Source organism: Bacillus sp. N1(2025) (assembly GCF_053470005.1).
Genome location: NZ_JBLTJB010000003.1, coordinates 211,293 through 225,691, shown reverse-complemented (window position 1 = coordinate 225,691; position 14,399 = coordinate 211,293). Strand labels below are relative to the sequence as shown.

Sequence of the window (14,399 nt, the reverse complement as noted above, 5' to 3'; positions counted from 1 at the left end):
ATTATTTTACAATGTTTCTTATAATATCTCATTTTTTAATTTTTCAGTCAATAATGCATAAGATACATTTTCCTCCTGTCAATAAAGGTTCAATTGATGGATATCTCTATAAAAAAACAGCCGGCTTGCTGATGCCGGCTGAACAAAACATTATTCATCATCACGGAATACCGCGGCGCTTCTTTCATATTCTATATCCTGAACGCCCTGTCTTGCGTTAACCGCTCTTGCCGCCGCGAAAAAATAATCAGACAGGCGGTTCAAGTAACGCATCACCGTATCGTTTATCTCTTCTGTTTTGCCGAGTTTCACGATGAGACGCTCAGCCCGTCTCGTGACGGTCCGCGCGATGTGAAGCTGAGCAGCCGCCTTATGCCCGCCCGGAAGAATAAATTTCTCAAGCGGGGGCGCTTCAGCCGTGTAACGGTCTATGCAGTCTTCCAATGCGGAAATAGATGTCTCTCTTAATGTATAGCTTCTATGTTCAGTGACCGTCGCCAAGTCGCCGCCGCAGTCAAACAGCTCATGCTGAATGTTTCGGAGTTCGGCTTTCACATCACCGCAATTCTCACAATCATCAAGCTCCGCAAGCGCAAGCCCGATAAAGCTGTTCAGCTCATCAATCGTCCCGTAGCTTTCAACCCGCAGACTGTCTTTATCCGTTCTGCCGCCGATCAGGCTTGTCTGTCCTTTATCACCGGTTTTCGTATACAGCTTCATCGTTGTATTCCTCCTTCTTCCGCCGCTTTTACACATGCCGCGGTTCCTCTTCTGACGGCTCTTTCCGCGTGAGGGACATCCATCGCCTCTCCTGTCTGCAAGGCACAAATGACAATGTCGCCTTTTGCCTGTCTGCCGGAAAGAGCCTGCATTCTCGCTTCAGCCGCTGCCGTTAACAGCCGTACAAATCCCTGTTCCGATAAACGTCCGCTGATCAGCACCCAAACGGTATGCTGCGCAGTCACGGCAATTGTGACCGAATCAAACGTACGGCAGATCAAACCAGCGGCCGCTGAGCCGGAAAGCCGGCGGCTCCACGAAAAGCCCGGGCCGTCAGATGCGGTTGACAACATTCTGAACGGCCGTTCTGTATGAAGCGTTACGGTATTTCCGCTTTTGTTTATCAGAGAGGCGAACGGAACGTTGACAGGCTCTCTTTCCTCCTGCGCTTCCGGCATGAAAGCGATCAGCGGTTTCGGTGACGATTGCTGGGCAACAGCGCTGACGGTGATGCCGTAAATGTCTTCAATCGTCTCTTTTTTCAAAGCCTGATCCGGCGTCTGCTTCGGAAAAGCGCGTCCGTCTTTCATCATCAGGAGCTGATCACAATATTGGCCTGCGGCGTTTAGGTCGTGAAAAATACTGATGACCGTCAGGCCTCTTTCTCTCGTCAACCGCTTCACCGTATCAAGCAGGTCTTTCTGATATTTGAGATCAAGAAAGGTCGTCGGCTCATCCAGACACAGCACCTCAGGCTGCTGAGCCAGCGCCTGCGCCAGAAAGACGCGCTGCCGCTCCCCGCCGCTCAGATTGCGGACGGATTGCTGCGCATATCGGTCGATGCCCGTCATTTCCATCGCTTCCCGGACAATGTCTTCGTCATGTTGATCCATCTGTCTGAAGAGTCCTTTTTGATACGGATATCTGCCGAAGGACACTGTTTCCTTAACGGTAAATGTAAAAGCTTGCTCCGTATGCTGCGGCAAAACGGCCATGATTTTCGCAAGTTCCCGCGGCTTGTATCCGCCGACGGGCCTGCCTGCTACGAGCACCTCGCCTTTTGACGGAGAGAGCATTCCCGTCAGCAATTTCATCAGCGTTGTTTTTCCCGAGCCGTTCGGACCGAGTATGCCGACAAATTCACCTTTTCCGGCGGTAAAGCTGACATCTTCTACAATCATCCGGCCTCCGTACCCGCCGGACAGGCTGCTCACCCTGATCATAAGCGTTTCCCTCCATGATGCTGGCGAAGCAGAATCAAGGCAAACACAGGCGCTCCCGCCAAAGCCGTCATAATGCCGATCGGCAATTCGACAGGCTCAATGACGGTGCGGGAAAACAAATCCGCCAAAATGAGAAACCCGGCGCCCGTCAATGCTGACAGCGGCAGTAAATGGCGATGATCCGTCCCCCACAAAAGCCGTGTCACGTGGGGAATGACAAGGCCGACAAATCCGATCGTCCCCGAGACGGCAACCGCTCCTCCCGTCAGCAGAGATCCGGCGGCGATCATCAGCCATTTTCTTTTTCCCGTACTGACGCCTAACAGCCTTGCCTTTTCTTCTCCATAAGTCATAATGTTTAATTCTCTGCCATTGATAAGCAGAAGCGCCGTCCCGGCCAGAAAAAAAGGCAGAAACAGCGCGACATAGCCCCAGCCCCTCATTGACACGCTTCCTAACAGCCAGCGGACAATCGGGAGCAGATCATTGCCCGTTAAAGCGATCACAAGCGATATGAGAGCCCCGAGAAAAGAATTCATGATGATGCCTGTCAAAATGAGCGTCGAAACCGACATCGACGCATGAACGAGGCGGCTGAAAAACAGAACCGCCGCCATGACCGCAATGGCTGCGGCGATGCTGACAACCGGTAGTGTGAACCGGCCGATGACGGGAATCTGAATGCCGAAAAACAAGGTGATAACGGCTCCCGCTGAGGCTCCCGAAGATACCCCGAGTGTATAAGGGTCGGCGAGCGGATTTTTCAGAAGTCCCTGAAACGCCGCTCCCGCAATGGATAACGCGGCTCCGACAAGGGCAGCCAGAACGACTCTCGGCAGGCGGATATTCATCATAATATTTACATTCATAGGGTCAGCCGAGGATGTCCGGCCGATCCCGATCCAAAAAACGTCGGATAAAGGAATATGCAGACTGCCGATTGAAATGCCGAGTGCCGTACAAACGGCTAAAAACAGCAGGCTGACCGTGTAGGCCAGCGGGCGGTTACTTTTTAAACGTTTCAGGATAAACGCTTTCTGCAAGCTTCTCGACCCCTTTGACAAGGCGCGGGCCTGAGCGTGTGACAAGGTCGGGATCAACAGAATAGACATTGTGGTGTTTGACCGCATTGACGGCACCCCAGCCGGCGCGTTTTTCCACTTCAGCGGCCTTTACGCCGTCTGTCGTAATGATGACGTCCGGATTCATTTTGACAATCGCTTCATCCGTCAGCTGAACCCAGCCGGTCTGGCTGCCGGCGGCGTTTTTCGCGTGTATATCTTCAAGCATTTCGTTCATAAACGTGCCTTTCCCCGTCGTGTAGCCGTCAGGAGACACTTCGACGAATACTTTCTTTTCGTCTTTTTCAGAAATGGCCGCCGCTTTCTTTTCTATGCCGGAAAGGTCGGATTTCATCGATTTGATCAGCTTATCCGCCTGCTTTTCTTTGCCGGCCGCTTTTCCGATCATGCTGATTGATTTGTACACGTCTTGGAACGATTGCGCATCATTGACCGTTAAGACGGTGATGCCCGCATCTTTCAGTTGCTTCATCGCATCGGCGGAAGCGGACATAGAGGACGCGTGGGCAAGCACGAGATCCGGCTTCAGCGCGATGACTTTTTCAGCGTTCACATTCATATCTCCGACTTTCGGTTTTTTTACCGCTTCTTTCGGATATGTATCATTTGTCGTGACGCCTGCGACCTTATCTCCCAGTCCGAGCGCGTATGTAATTTCCGTATTGCTCGGCATGAGGGAAACGATTTTTTCCGGTGCCTGCTTTATGGTTACTTTTTCGTTCGCGGCATCCTTAATGGTTACCGGGAATGCTTCGGTTGAGACGGCTTTTTGTTTGGCCGCGCTTCCTTCTTCCTGTGCGCCGGAACAGCCGGCGATCACAAAGGCGGTGACCAAGAGCGCCGCCCAGACGGCAGTGATCTTCTTCATTCTTTTAACTCCCCCTGATTATGGTAAACGATTGTCTCTTTGACATTCGTATCCTTTTTTCGCAGTAATTATACTATAAGTCTTTAAGGCTTGTATATCCGGCCTTTTTGCATGAAAGCAAATTGTTCGTACACACTAAAATTCATCATGTATACTGTTACACAATGGTGTAAAAAGGAGGATTATCATGGAATTACAGCTTGAACGAAAGCTCGTGTTGATTACAGGATCAACTTCAGGGATCGGAAAAGCCGCGGCAAAAAGCTTTTTAGCCGAAGGCGCCGAGGTGATTGTAAACGGAAGAAAAAAAGAAACTGTGGAACGGACGGTTGAGGAGCTTTCCGCTTACGGAACGGTCCACGGCATCGCTGCGGACTTATCGCGTCAGGATGAGGCGGATGACTTGATCAAGCGCGCCGGCGGAATCGGGGAAGTCGATATTCTCGTCAATAACCTCGGCTTTTTTGAAGTAAAGGACTTCGCTGAGGTGTCTGATGACGAATGGACTCGGTATTTTGAAGTGAATGTTATGAGCGCCGTGCGCCTGTGCCGGCGTTTTCTGCCGCAAATGCTCGAAAGAAACAGCGGACGGATTCTGAACATCTCCAGTGAAGCCGGAGTCAAACCGCTTGCGCAAATGATTCCGTATTCAATGACGAAAACGGCGTTAATCAGCTTGTCCCGGGGAATGGCGGAAATGACGAAAGGCACAAATGTCACGGTCAACTCCGTGCTGCCGGGACCGACATGGACCGAAGGCGTCGCTTCTTACATGGAAGGAGCCGCAAAGGCTGCCGGAGAAGACACGGACAGCTTCGTCCGGGATTATTTTAAAGTGAATGAACCGACATCATTGATTCAGCGCTATGCAACCCCGGAAGAAGTCGCCAATACGATTGTATTTCTCGCTTCATCAGCGGCTTCTGCCATTAACGGCACCGCACAGCGGGTTGAAGGCGGCATCATCCGCTCCATTTAACACAAAAAAGCCCGGCACAATGGGAACTTCCCCATATGCCAGGGCTTTTTTTACATCATGCCTGCAAACGGAACCGGCTCCCAGCCGCCCGTCTCAAGCTCTGCTGAAAACAGGCCGCCCGCATGCGGCTGCTCAAGTCTTTCGGCTTCCGTCAATTTTTCCGTCGCGGTCGTAATGTATAACGTGTTCAATTCTCTGCCTCCGAACGCGCAACAGGTGACGTATTTCGCCGGAACGTCGATAGATGCAATTTCCTTATGCAAAAACGGGTCAATCCGGACGGCACGGCCGCCTCCGAACAGAGCCACCCACAGCATTCCGTCACGGTCAATGGTCATTCCGTCGGGAGATCCTTGCGACTCCGGAAAGCGGTAGACCGTTTTCGGATCTGATACGGCTCCGGTTTCAGGATCGTATGCATAACAGACGATTTCCTGCGTCGGAGTGTCGATATAGTACATCAAGTTTCGGTCCCGATCCCAATCCAAACCGTTCGAGGTGGAGACCTGGTCTTTTATTTTGGCAAGGCTGCCGTCCGTATTCAGACGGTACAGCGAAGCCTCCTCTTCTTTGCCTTCCATGCTCGTCGTTCCCGCCCATAATCTGCCGGACGGGTCGCATTTTGCGTCATTGAAACGGATATCTTCCCGCATGTCTCTCGGCTGCTTCATCTTCGTCAATGTATCTTCCCGAAGATTGTACAGGTAAAACCCGTCTTTCATCGTCATCACCAGCTCTTCCTTTGAATACAAGGCCAGAGCCGTGACAAATGATTTGAATTTAACGGAACGGTTGATTCCGTCAGCCGGAGTGAAGATATGGAGCTGGCTGCCCAGTATATCCACCCAGTACAGGCATTGCTTGTCCTTATCCCATAAAGGGCCTTCTCCGATAACTGCTCTCGTATCTGCTCGTAATGCTGCTTCCATGTGTGAACACCTCTTTTGCTTGTCAGTCTTCTATTGTTATTCCCGACAAAGCGGCGTCCAAACTCAATCTTTTTTAAAAAGAATCGTAATCACCGTTCCGGCGCTGATTCTGCTGTTGACATGGATGGTTCCGTTATGAAGATGAACCAGCTCCTTGGCAATGGCGAGCCCGAGTCCCGTTCCTTCTGACGGGCCTTTCGTATTCGTTCCCCGGTAATAACGGTTAAACAGCTGGTGAATCGTTTCGTCGTCCATTCCTCTTCCGTTATCTTTCACCTTCAGAATGAGCTGTTCGGCTGATTCCTCAAGCACGACCCGAATGGCGGTCCCTTTCTTATTATGCTTAACCGCGTTTGCCAGCAGATTCTCCAGAACACGGCGGAACCACGCTTCATCAATGGCGAAAAGAATGTCTTCCTTTTTGGTTTCAAAGGCGATGTCATAGCCTTCCGAGAACGTATTTTTCGTGAAATCGTTCGTGACGTTTCTGATAAACGGCACGACGTTGATCAGCCGCCGTTCGATCGGGAGGGCCGCGTTTTTGAGGCGGTACGTTAAGTTTAAGTCCTCAATCAGCTTGGACATATATTCTGATTTTTCCCGGACGATCTGCCCCATTTCTTTGACTTCTTCCGGGGTCCAGTCGTATTGCTTCGATTCAAGCATCATGCTGTAGCCGTAAATCGTGCTCAGCGGGGTTTTTAAGTCATGGCTCAGCCCGGCGATCCATTCTTCCCTTGTCGCCTGGATTTTTTCTCTGTTTTTCTTATCCCGCTTCAGCGTGTCGGTCAGCTGATCCATCGATTCGAAAATCTCGGCGAAAAAGCGGAACGGCTGCTTTGTTTTGCCTTTTTTGTTTTTGCTGACCGGCTGTCCTTTGCGGTTCTTCGGCTCTTCAAGCCGGCCCTTTGATAAATTGACGAGCCATTTGATGGTATGAAACAGCGGCCAGCCGAAACGGAAAGAGTACCAGATGGTCAGGATGCAGATCATAAATACTAAGATTCCGATCAAGAGGAAGAGGGTTTTCATCACATTTCTCAAAAATGATTTGTTAAACTCGTGATCGGGGATGTACACGGGGTTCGGCACCGACGCGACCATCCATTTCGTTTTATCGAGTCTTTTAAAAGAAATTTCCCGTTTGTAATTCCACGGCTTGGAACTGTATTTCAGCAATTCAAGCTCATTGACGGTGTTCCGTTCTTTTTTCGTGCTGTTGATATCCCCGAGCAGTCTGCCGCTGTCTTCGAGAAGGTAGACCGCCCCTTTTTCCCGTTTAATATAATCAACCGTGCTTTTTTTATATTGAGAAAGGGAAGCGAGGGATGGCTCCTGTGATTCGATGTAAGTGAGAAGCTGCTCACTGGCGGATTTCCAGCCGAACAGAATCAAATAGGTCTCATCATTTATCGTGACCGTCCAGTAATTCAGCTTGTAGTTGTCAAAATTCCGGTACTGATAAATGGATAAGAGGTCTTTTCTGCTGTAATGGCTCGGGACGTCTTTCGGCACTCTGTAGGCGTAGTCCGTTTTTTCATTGTCATTAATGATCTGCAGCCAGCCCTTCTGCTTTCTGACTGACATCTTTAAAAATTCATCGACATCCCATGTGCCGTCTTCATTTTTATCAAGCCACGCTTCAAACGAGTCTGCCGTCGCTTTGGTCAGTCCCGCATTGGCTTCCGCTTCGCTGAAACGCCAATCCAAATAGAAGAAAGAAGCGACGGCCAAAACGGACATCAGCAGGATGACAAGCAGCAGCTGACCGAAAAAGTGGAGCAGAAATTTTCCGCGCATTCTCATGACCGGGTTCCTTTTTCTCCTTGATCGGGAATAAACCGATAGCCGAGGCCGCGCACCGTTACAATATAAGACGGATTGCTGGGGTCTTTTTCAATCTTTTCTCTGAGTTTGCGGATATGCACCATGACGGTGTTGTTATCGCCGTAAGACGGATATCCCCATACTTTTTCATAGATCTGATCTTTTGAGAGTACCACATCAGGGTGTTCACAGAAATATTGAAGCAGCTGCAGAAGCTGTGCGGAGCAGCTGACGGGCTCGCCCCCGACGATCAGCTCGGCGTTTTGCGGCGAATAGGAAAAATGGCTGTATGAATACGTCTTTACCGCCGTTTTCTCTTCGCGCTTATAGGTTCTCTTTAACGTCGCCCTGATCCGCGCCGCCAATTCGAGCGGATTAAACGGCTTTGTTATATAATCGTCAGCTCCCAATGCAAATCCTGACAGCTTATCCGCATCAGAAGAACGGGCAGTCAGAAAAAAGATCGGAGCGTCGGTATAGTTCCGGATTTCGGTGCATGCTTCAAAACCGGACATGCCTTCCATCATCACATCCAGCACGAGCAGATCCGCGGTTTCATGTTTAACAAACTCGATCGCTTCCTCAGCGCTTCCGGCTGTCTTAATGTTGTGATAGCCTTCTTTGATGAGAACGCGTTTGACCATATCAACGATCGCCTTCTCATCGTCTACAATTAAAATTGACGCATTTTCCACCTTGGACGTTCCTTTCTCTTTGTTTTTTTCATCATATCATTATATGGATAAGATTTGGTATCTTTTTAGTGCGGAGGTCTTGCGGGGAAACAGAAAAGAAAAACGAGACGGACATCTCTTCTCGTTTTTCTCACGTTGTCAGAGCGGAATATCAATCATCCCGCCGCTTTTGTCAGGAGCTTTCATTTATAAGATGAAGTATAAATTCCCAAAAACCCGGCACTTCCTGGCATAACAGCATGTCCGCTTTTTCAACTATTTTAATCTTCAATTCTTGTTCAAGATCTTCTCTTTCCTGGTATGATGTATTGCTCAGTTTTTTTTTTATCATTGGCGAAAAACGCGAAATCAAAAGTTCCATTTCGTCGGTATCTGTGTTCTCTTTGTTGAAGTCAAATGGCCCGTTCACTGCTTATTTTCCCCCTTTTTTTGCTTGTCCAGCTGCTTTCTGAGATTGTCGAGCCCTTTTTTATGAATATTGGAAATGTTCTGCCGTGATTCACCCAGCGACTCGGCAATCTCCTTCATCGTCGCTCCGTGAAGATAAATATTCGTCAGCACGCTTTTTTGTTTATCGGTTAACGTCTGAAGCGCTTCGTATAAATCACGGTTTTGGACATGCTGGCTCAAATCCCCCTGCTTCCGCAGAAACTCTTCATACGCGTCTTTTCCCATTTCATAGGGAAGCGCTTCACCTCCCTCCGGCTGATCCACCGTCAGCGGATAGCGCTTCTGATTTTTACGGATGCGTTTGTCAAAATCGATGGAGAAAATCCGGATCATAGAGTTCATATATTTGATGATCCGGATTTCCTTATAAAACTGCTTAAAATGGTCGTCCAGTGATTTTGCATCCTTCTCGTCTGAATGTTCCAGCACATTTTTAAATTTCTCGTAATGCTTTGGGTCACTTAAAAAATGTTTAACGATCGGATGTTTCATAATTTCCTTGCATTTTGACCGTAAAAGAACTTGATAGTCCATAAAACCGCCCCCTATTTAAATTAAATGAAAGAAAGCAAAAAAAAGTAAACTACTCCTTTCCGACTAAGATTCCGTACTCCTTATGTCCCGGATTTGCCGGAACAAAAAAAAGACCCTCAACCGGGATATCAGGTTTACAGGAGCCGCTCTTTCTTTCACTTATATACATGACTGCAGGTCAAGTCAGGAGGTGGCTGATAATGGATCAGGTTTTTATAGAAGAAGCGGTCAGACAGATCGGCAATCTCGGCTTTCCGGCTCTGATTGCCATGTATCTTCTCACACGGTTTGAGAAGAAGTTTGACGCCCTGATCGAACTGATGACGGAACTGAAAGATCAGAAAATGAAAAATTAATTTTCACACGAAGTTGACTTTTCATCGGAACGCATCACTTAACAAAGCAGAAGGGAAAACGAAAGGCCTTTCACATTCTCTTTCTGAAAAAACAAAGCTTGAGAGGAGACGATTTACATGTCAAAAGAAAACAACTGCAATATCCCGCAGCCGATCAGAGGAGACAAAGGGGCGACCGTCACGATACCGCGCAACCTTGAAAGAGACCGCCAAAATCCGGATATGCTGACGCCGCCGGAAACGGATCACGGCACAGTGGATAATATGAAATTCTCTTTCTCAGATGTGCACAACCGGCTGGAAAAGGGCGGATACGCGCGTGAGGTGACCGTTCGCGAGCTGCCGATTTCTGAAAATCTGGCATCTGTCAACATGCGTTTAAAACCGGGCGCCATCCGTGAGCTGCACTGGCATAAAGAAGCGGAATGGGCATATATGCTGACGGGCAAAGCGCGGGTCACGATTGTTGATGAACAGGGACGCAGTTTTATCGATGACGTGAAGGAAGGAGATCTGTGGTACTTCCCGTCAGGCCTGCCGCACTCCATTCAGGCGCTGAAAGAAGGCTGTGAATTCCTCTTGGTTTTTGATGACGGTTCCTTCTCAGAAAACAGCACATTCCAAGTGACTGACTGGCTTGCCCACACACCGCTTGATGTCATCGCCAACAACTTCGGGGTTTCAGAAAAAGACCTCGCCGGCCTGCCCGGGAAAGAAAAATATATCTTTGAAGAGCCGGTTCCCGGGAAGCTGAAAGATGACATTGTGGAAGGCCCGAACGGTGAAGTGCCATATCCGTTCACTTACCGCCTGCTGGATGAAGGCCCGACTGCTGAGACGGATGGCGGCAAAGTATATATCGCGGATTCCACAAACTTCAAAGTGTCCAAAACGATCGCTTCAGCGCTTGTCGTGGTCGAACCGGGCGCAATGAGAGAGCTGCACTGGCATCCGAACACGCATGAATGGCAGTATTATATTTCCGGTAAAGGACGGATGACGGTTTTTGCATCGGACGGCCATGCGAGAACATTTAACTATCAGGCCGGGGATGTCGGTTACGTTCCGTTCGCAATGGGCCACTATGTGGAGAATTTGGGAGATGAGCCGCTCGTCTTCCTGGAAATCTTCAAGGATGACCACTATGCCGATGTGTCCCTGAACCAATGGCTTGCCATGCTTCCTGAGAAATTCGTCCAGCAGCATCTGGATCTGGGCAAAGACTTTACGGATATTCTTTCGAAAGAGAAACACCCTGTCGTCAAAAAGAAATGCTGAAGATACATCGACTTGCAGAGTTCCGTCTCTGCAAGTCTCCTCTGTGTGAAAAGGAGCTGAACAGATGATCAATCAAAACGGGACGAAAATGTTTTTTCTTCATGTGCTCCGGTATGCCCTGGCAGCCGCTGCCGTATTATTCGGGTATTTCATCGTGATGATGGCTGTATTTTCATTAGCCGGGACGAGCTACGGATCGATGGCGTACGTCCTGCTTTTTTCCGTGCTTTTTATTTTTCTCGGTTTATGTTTTGAACCGCTTGAGCGGCTGATGATACATAGCTTTACCTTTTTCGGGACGGGCAGGCTGCCTTTTCTCCTTTTAGCCAGCACCGTTCAGCTGCTGTTCCTCTGGATGACCGCGTATACGACGGATAAACTGATTGAAAAGATTTGGCTGTCAACGACGGAGGAGCTGATTGTGGCGGGGGTTTTTTTCGTTTTGGATAAATGCGTCTCCGGACAAAAGCAGCCCCGGGCGCAATAAAAAAACGCAGGCCGGAATGGCTCTGCGTTTTTTTCATCATACCGTTGCGTTTTCATGCCGGATTAAATCGTAGGTTAAGCAGACCGGTTTGTTCGTGCGCGGATCTTTTACAATCTGTGCGTCAATCTGAAACACGTCTTCCAATATGCCGGGAGTCATGACTTCCTCCGCCGTTCCTTCCTTGATGACGCGCCCTTTTTTCAGGGCGATCATGTAATGGGAAAAACGGGCGGCATGGTTCAGATCATGAATGACCATTAAGATAGTGCGGCCCTGCTCTTTGTTTAATTTGTCCAGCAGCTGCAAAATTTCAAGCTGATGGGCGAGATCTAAATAAGTGGTCGGTTCATCAAGAAGCAGCAGCTCTGTTTCTTGAGCGAGCGTCATGGCGATCCACACACGCTGCCGCTGCCCCCCGGAAAGCGCTTCGATCGGCCGGTCGTAAAATTCGGCCATCCCCGTCTCTTCAAGCGCCCATTTGATCATGTCACGGTCTTTATCACTCAAACGGCCCATTCCGGACTGATGCGGAAACCTGCCGTAAGAAACAAGTTCGTACACCGTCAGCCCGCTCGGCGCTTCAGGCGTCTGCGGAAGAATTGCCATTTCCTTGGCGATGTCTTTCGTGGATTTTTGCATGATCGCCTGTCCGTTTAAATAGACGGCGCCGGATTTCGGTTTCATGATTCTTGACATCGTTTTGAGAACCGTCGATTTTCCGCAGCCGTTCGGACCGATCAGCGTTGTAATTTTTCCTTTCGGTATGGCGATATCCAATTCTTTCGCTATCAAACGGTCGCCATAACCGACAGTAAGCTGTTCCGCCGATAATGAGTTCATCGCGGCAGTCTCCTTCCTCTATTTCGTTTTCATCAGCAAATATACAAAATACGGCGCTCCGAGCACGGAAATCACCAGGCCGACGGGAACTTCGGACGGTGCAAGCACATTTCTCGCCAGCGTATCGGCAAGCAGAAATAAAAATGCTCCGATTAAAGCCGAAACCGGGATAAGCGTCTGGTGGCGCGGGCCGGTAAGCCTTCTGGCCAAATGCGGCGCAATGAGTCCGAGAAAAGCGATTCCGCCGGCTGCCGCAACACATGACGCGGTCAGGGCAACGGCGCACATCAGCAGAACGCGCCGCTCCTTTTCAACCCGGGTGCCAAGCCCCGCCGCCAGCTGATCACCGAGCTGGAGCACATTTAAATACCTGGCTTTATAGAGGCTGAACGGTAAAAGAACCAGCAGCCACGGCAAAATGGACAGCACCATTTTCCAATTGGCGTTCCAAATCGAACCGGAAATCCATACAAGCGCCTGCATGAAATCCCGCGGGTCCATTTTCAGCTGAAAAATCAAGAGCAGCGCATTAAACCCCGCATTGACGCCGATCCCGACCAAAACGAGCCGGATAGGTGAAACGCCTTTTTTCCAAGCCAGCACATAGATGAGCAGAGCAGCCAGAAAAGCCCCCGCCAAAGCGCTCACCGGAAGCAGCCATGTACCGGCCATGCTTAAATCAACAGCTGATCCTTGGAAAAAGAAGATAAACAAAACGACCGCCAAAGACGCCCCGGCGTTAATACCGAGAATGCCCGGCTCCGCCAAGTCATTTTGAGACACGCTTTGAAAAATCGCGCCTGAAACCGCGATTCCGGCGCCGACCAGCAATGACAGCACCATGCGCGGCAGTCTGAATTCAAATAAAACGAGCTGATCCCGGGCATCCCCCTGTCCGAAAAAGACACGCAGCGTATCAAGAGGCGCAATCCGGATCACACCCATGTTTAAGCTGATAAAAAAGACGATGCATATGAGCAAAAACGTAACGGCCATGACCGCCAGCGGTTTTTTCGATTTTACATTCATTACAGCCCTCTCCTTTCCCTGCGCGCCAAATAAAAGAAAAAGGGAACGCCGATAAGAGCGGTTAAAGCGCCGACCGGTGTTTCAAACGGCGCATTGACGAGTCTTGCGGCAATATCACTGAAGACTAACAGAACGGCGCCGAATACCGCCGAACAGGGAATGATCCACCTGTAATCTACCCCGACTAAAAATCGGGTGATATGCGGAATCACCAATCCGATAAAAGAAATGGCTCCGGCGACTGAGACTGAAGCCCCTGTCAAGAGGACAACGACAAACATTCCGATTACTTTCACAAGCGATGTGTACTGCCCGAGCCCTTTGGCCAGCTCCTCACCCAAGCTCAGCACCGTCACTGAGCGCGCAATCAGAAATGCCAGCAAAAGTCCGATAACCCCGACCGCCAACAGCAGCTGCACGCCTTCCCATTTCACGGAAGCGACTCCTCCGGCGTACCAGAACTTCACATCCTGGGCGACATCAAAACGGATCGCAATCGCGCTTGAAAGCCCCGTTAAGAAATAGCCGACTGCCGTACCGGCCAGCGCGAGCTTCACCGGTGTCAGCCCGCCTTTTGAAAACAGGCCGATGCCAAACACAATAAGCGCTCCGATTCCCGCTCCCGCAAAGGACCACAAAACAAGCCCAGCGGCAGAGAGCCCCGGAAAAAAAGCAAATGCCAATGCGATCGCAAATCCTGACCCCGACGTCACGCCCATAATGGAAGGCTCAGCAAGCGGGTTCCGCGTCAGCCCCTGCATAATCGCCCCGGACACAGCTAAAAAAGCCCCGACGAGCGCGGCGGCGGCGGTTCTCGGCAGCCTCAGATCGCGTATGATTTGATGAGATGTATTTTGCGGCTGAAAGTGAAAGAGAGCATCCCACACCGTCCGCAGATGAATATCGGCAGCTCCGATGGAAACAGACAGAGCCGCGCCGATCAATAAAACCGCAATACCGGCACACAGCAGCACAGCCGCCCGGAATGAACGCGCCGTCCACTGGATTTCACTCCCTGATGCCCCTTGAGCCGTCATTGTCTGTTTCTTTTTCAATAGACCCAACACTCGTTCTTCCTTTCTCAAAACAAGAATGGTAATGA

The 14,399-nt window shown here is 49.9% G+C and carries 16 protein-coding genes; 4 read left to right on the top strand and 12 right to left on the bottom strand.

The window, feature by feature from the left end; genetic code table 11:
* Positions 1 to 150 precede the first annotated feature (150 nt).
* The 4 genes from ACNFN4_RS08895 to ACNFN4_RS08880 are packed head-to-tail and all read right to left on the bottom strand — an operon-like array spanning position 151 to position 3,893.
* Positions 151 to 720 (bottom strand): cob(I)yrinic acid a,c-diamide adenosyltransferase, encoded by a 570-nt coding sequence (locus ACNFN4_RS08895; RefSeq protein ID WP_007410054.1) that lies wholly within the window; start codon positions 718 to 720, stop codon positions 151 to 153.
* The gene (locus ACNFN4_RS08890; protein WP_007410053.1) at positions 717 to 1,943 is read right to left on the bottom strand and encodes an ABC transporter ATP-binding protein; all 1,227 of its coding nucleotides are present in this window, start codon (positions 1,941 to 1,943) and stop codon (positions 717 to 719) included. Before ACNFN4_RS08890 ends, ACNFN4_RS08895 begins: the two co-directional genes overlap by 4 nt.
* Positions 1,940 to 2,986 (bottom strand): FecCD family ABC transporter permease, encoded by a 1,047-nt coding sequence (locus ACNFN4_RS08885; RefSeq protein ID WP_025285248.1) that lies wholly within the window; start codon positions 2,984 to 2,986, stop codon positions 1,940 to 1,942. Before ACNFN4_RS08885 ends, ACNFN4_RS08890 begins: the two co-directional genes overlap by 4 nt.
* A complete protein-coding gene (locus tag ACNFN4_RS08880) occupies positions 2,949 to 3,893 on the bottom strand; it encodes an ABC transporter substrate-binding protein (RefSeq protein ID WP_012118415.1) in 945 nt (314 codons plus the stop codon). The genes ACNFN4_RS08885 and ACNFN4_RS08880 overlap by 38 nt, the downstream gene beginning before the upstream one ends.
* Before the next feature lie 187 nt (positions 3,894 to 4,080).
* Between ACNFN4_RS08880 and ACNFN4_RS08875 the strand changes: the two genes are divergently transcribed.
* The gene (locus ACNFN4_RS08875) at positions 4,081 to 4,872 is read left to right on the top strand and encodes an SDR family NAD(P)-dependent oxidoreductase (RefSeq protein ID WP_003151783.1); all 792 of its coding nucleotides are present in this window, start codon (positions 4,081 to 4,083) and stop codon (positions 4,870 to 4,872) included.
* Positions 4,873 to 4,922: 50 nt separating this feature from the next.
* On the opposite strand, the gene ACNFN4_RS08870 is transcribed toward ACNFN4_RS08875, so the two are convergent.
* The 5 genes from ACNFN4_RS08870 to ACNFN4_RS08850 form a co-directional block, all read right to left on the bottom strand.
* Positions 4,923 to 5,801 (bottom strand): SMP-30/gluconolactonase/LRE family protein, encoded by an 879-nt coding sequence (locus ACNFN4_RS08870; RefSeq protein ID WP_448200120.1) that lies wholly within the window; start codon positions 5,799 to 5,801, stop codon positions 4,923 to 4,925.
* A gap of 63 nt (positions 5,802 to 5,864) precedes the next feature.
* Positions 5,865 to 7,607 (bottom strand): HAMP domain-containing sensor histidine kinase, encoded by a 1,743-nt coding sequence (locus ACNFN4_RS08865; RefSeq protein WP_007613700.1) that lies wholly within the window; start codon positions 7,605 to 7,607, stop codon positions 5,865 to 5,867.
* Entirely contained in the window at positions 7,604 to 8,323 is a 720-nt protein-coding gene (locus ACNFN4_RS08860; RefSeq protein WP_410571355.1) for a response regulator transcription factor, read from the bottom strand. Before ACNFN4_RS08860 ends, ACNFN4_RS08865 begins: the two co-directional genes overlap by 4 nt.
* A 172-nt stretch (positions 8,324 to 8,495) precedes the next feature.
* Positions 8,496 to 8,732, bottom strand: a complete 237-nt coding sequence (gene rsoA, locus ACNFN4_RS08855; RefSeq protein WP_003151778.1) for a sigma-O factor regulator RsoA — start codon at positions 8,730 to 8,732, stop codon at positions 8,496 to 8,498.
* A complete protein-coding gene (locus ACNFN4_RS08850) occupies positions 8,729 to 9,265 on the bottom strand; it encodes a sigma-70 family RNA polymerase sigma factor (protein WP_087920805.1) in 537 nt (178 codons plus the stop codon). The genes rsoA and ACNFN4_RS08850 overlap by 4 nt, the downstream gene beginning before the upstream one ends.
* 242 nt (positions 9,266 to 9,507) lie before the next feature.
* Here ACNFN4_RS08850 and ACNFN4_RS08845 point away from each other — a divergent pair, with 242 nt between their 5' ends.
* The 3 genes from ACNFN4_RS08845 (at position 9,508) to ACNFN4_RS08835 (ending at position 11,428) form a co-directional block, all read left to right on the top strand.
* A complete protein-coding gene (locus tag ACNFN4_RS08845) occupies positions 9,508 to 9,663 on the top strand; it encodes a YvrJ family protein (RefSeq protein WP_012118419.1) in 156 nt (51 codons plus the stop codon).
* Between the two features lie 117 nt (positions 9,664 to 9,780).
* Complete coding sequence (locus ACNFN4_RS08840) at positions 9,781 to 10,941, top strand: oxalate decarboxylase family bicupin (RefSeq protein ID WP_007410043.1); 1,161 nt, start codon at positions 9,781 to 9,783, stop codon at positions 10,939 to 10,941.
* 64 nt (positions 10,942 to 11,005) lie between these two features.
* A complete protein-coding gene (locus ACNFN4_RS08835; RefSeq protein ID WP_031378358.1) occupies positions 11,006 to 11,428 on the top strand; it encodes a YrvL family regulatory protein in 423 nt (140 codons plus the stop codon).
* A gap of 36 nt (positions 11,429 to 11,464) precedes the next feature.
* Here the strand turns inward: ACNFN4_RS08835 and ACNFN4_RS08830 are convergent, their stop codons facing one another.
* The 3 genes from ACNFN4_RS08830 to ACNFN4_RS08820 are packed head-to-tail and all read right to left on the bottom strand — an operon-like array spanning position 11,465 to position 14,334.
* On the bottom strand, positions 11,465 to 12,268 hold the full coding sequence (locus tag ACNFN4_RS08830; RefSeq protein ID WP_448200119.1) for an ABC transporter ATP-binding protein: 804 nt from the start codon (positions 12,266 to 12,268) through the stop codon (positions 11,465 to 11,467).
* 18 nt (positions 12,269 to 12,286) lie between these two features.
* The gene (locus ACNFN4_RS08825; RefSeq protein WP_088056425.1) at positions 12,287 to 13,297 is read right to left on the bottom strand and encodes a FecCD family ABC transporter permease; all 1,011 of its coding nucleotides are present in this window, start codon (positions 13,295 to 13,297) and stop codon (positions 12,287 to 12,289) included.
* Positions 13,297 to 14,334, bottom strand: a complete 1,038-nt coding sequence (locus ACNFN4_RS08820; protein WP_029973587.1) for a FecCD family ABC transporter permease — start codon at positions 14,332 to 14,334, stop codon at positions 13,297 to 13,299. Before ACNFN4_RS08820 ends, ACNFN4_RS08825 begins: the two co-directional genes overlap by 1 nt.
* Positions 14,335 to 14,399 lie beyond the last annotated feature (65 nt).

Bases quoted from the DNA above. Each gene is read 5' to 3' on its own strand.
- ACNFN4_RS08875 (WP_003151783.1), top strand. From the start codon at position 4,081: ATGGAATTACAGCTTGAACGAAAGCTCGTGTTGATTACAGGATCAACT.
- ACNFN4_RS08850 (WP_087920805.1), bottom strand. From the start codon at position 9,265: ATGAAACATCCGATCGTTAAACATTTTTTAAGTGACCCAAAGCATTAC.
- ACNFN4_RS08890 (WP_007410053.1), bottom strand. From the start codon at position 1,943: ATGATCAGGGTGAGCAGCCTGTCCGGCGGGTACGGAGGCCGGATGATT.
- ACNFN4_RS08825 (WP_088056425.1), bottom strand. From the start codon at position 13,297: ATGAATGTAAAATCGAAAAAACCGCTGGCGGTCATGGCCGTTACGTTT.
- ACNFN4_RS08820 (WP_029973587.1), bottom strand. From the start codon at position 14,334: ATGACGGCTCAAGGGGCATCAGGGAGTGAAATCCAGTGGACGGCGCGT.
- ACNFN4_RS08865 (WP_007613700.1), bottom strand. From the start codon at position 7,607: ATGAGAATGCGCGGAAAATTTCTGCTCCACTTTTTCGGTCAGCTGCTG.
- ACNFN4_RS08870 (WP_448200120.1), bottom strand. From the start codon at position 5,801: ATGGAAGCAGCATTACGAGCAGATACGAGAGCAGTTATCGGAGAAGGC.
- ACNFN4_RS08880 (WP_012118415.1), bottom strand. From the start codon at position 3,893: ATGAAGAAGATCACTGCCGTCTGGGCGGCGCTCTTGGTCACCGCCTTT.
- ACNFN4_RS08830 (WP_448200119.1), bottom strand. From the start codon at position 12,268: ATGAACTCATTATCGGCGGAACAGCTTACTGTCGGTTATGGCGACCGT.
- ACNFN4_RS08895 (WP_007410054.1), bottom strand. From the start codon at position 720: ATGAAGCTGTATACGAAAACCGGTGATAAAGGACAGACAAGCCTGATC.
- ACNFN4_RS08840 (WP_007410043.1), top strand. From the start codon at position 9,781: ATGTCAAAAGAAAACAACTGCAATATCCCGCAGCCGATCAGAGGAGAC.
- ACNFN4_RS08845 (WP_012118419.1), top strand. From the start codon at position 9,508: ATGGATCAGGTTTTTATAGAAGAAGCGGTCAGACAGATCGGCAATCTC.
- ACNFN4_RS08835 (WP_031378358.1), top strand. From the start codon at position 11,006: ATGATCAATCAAAACGGGACGAAAATGTTTTTTCTTCATGTGCTCCGG.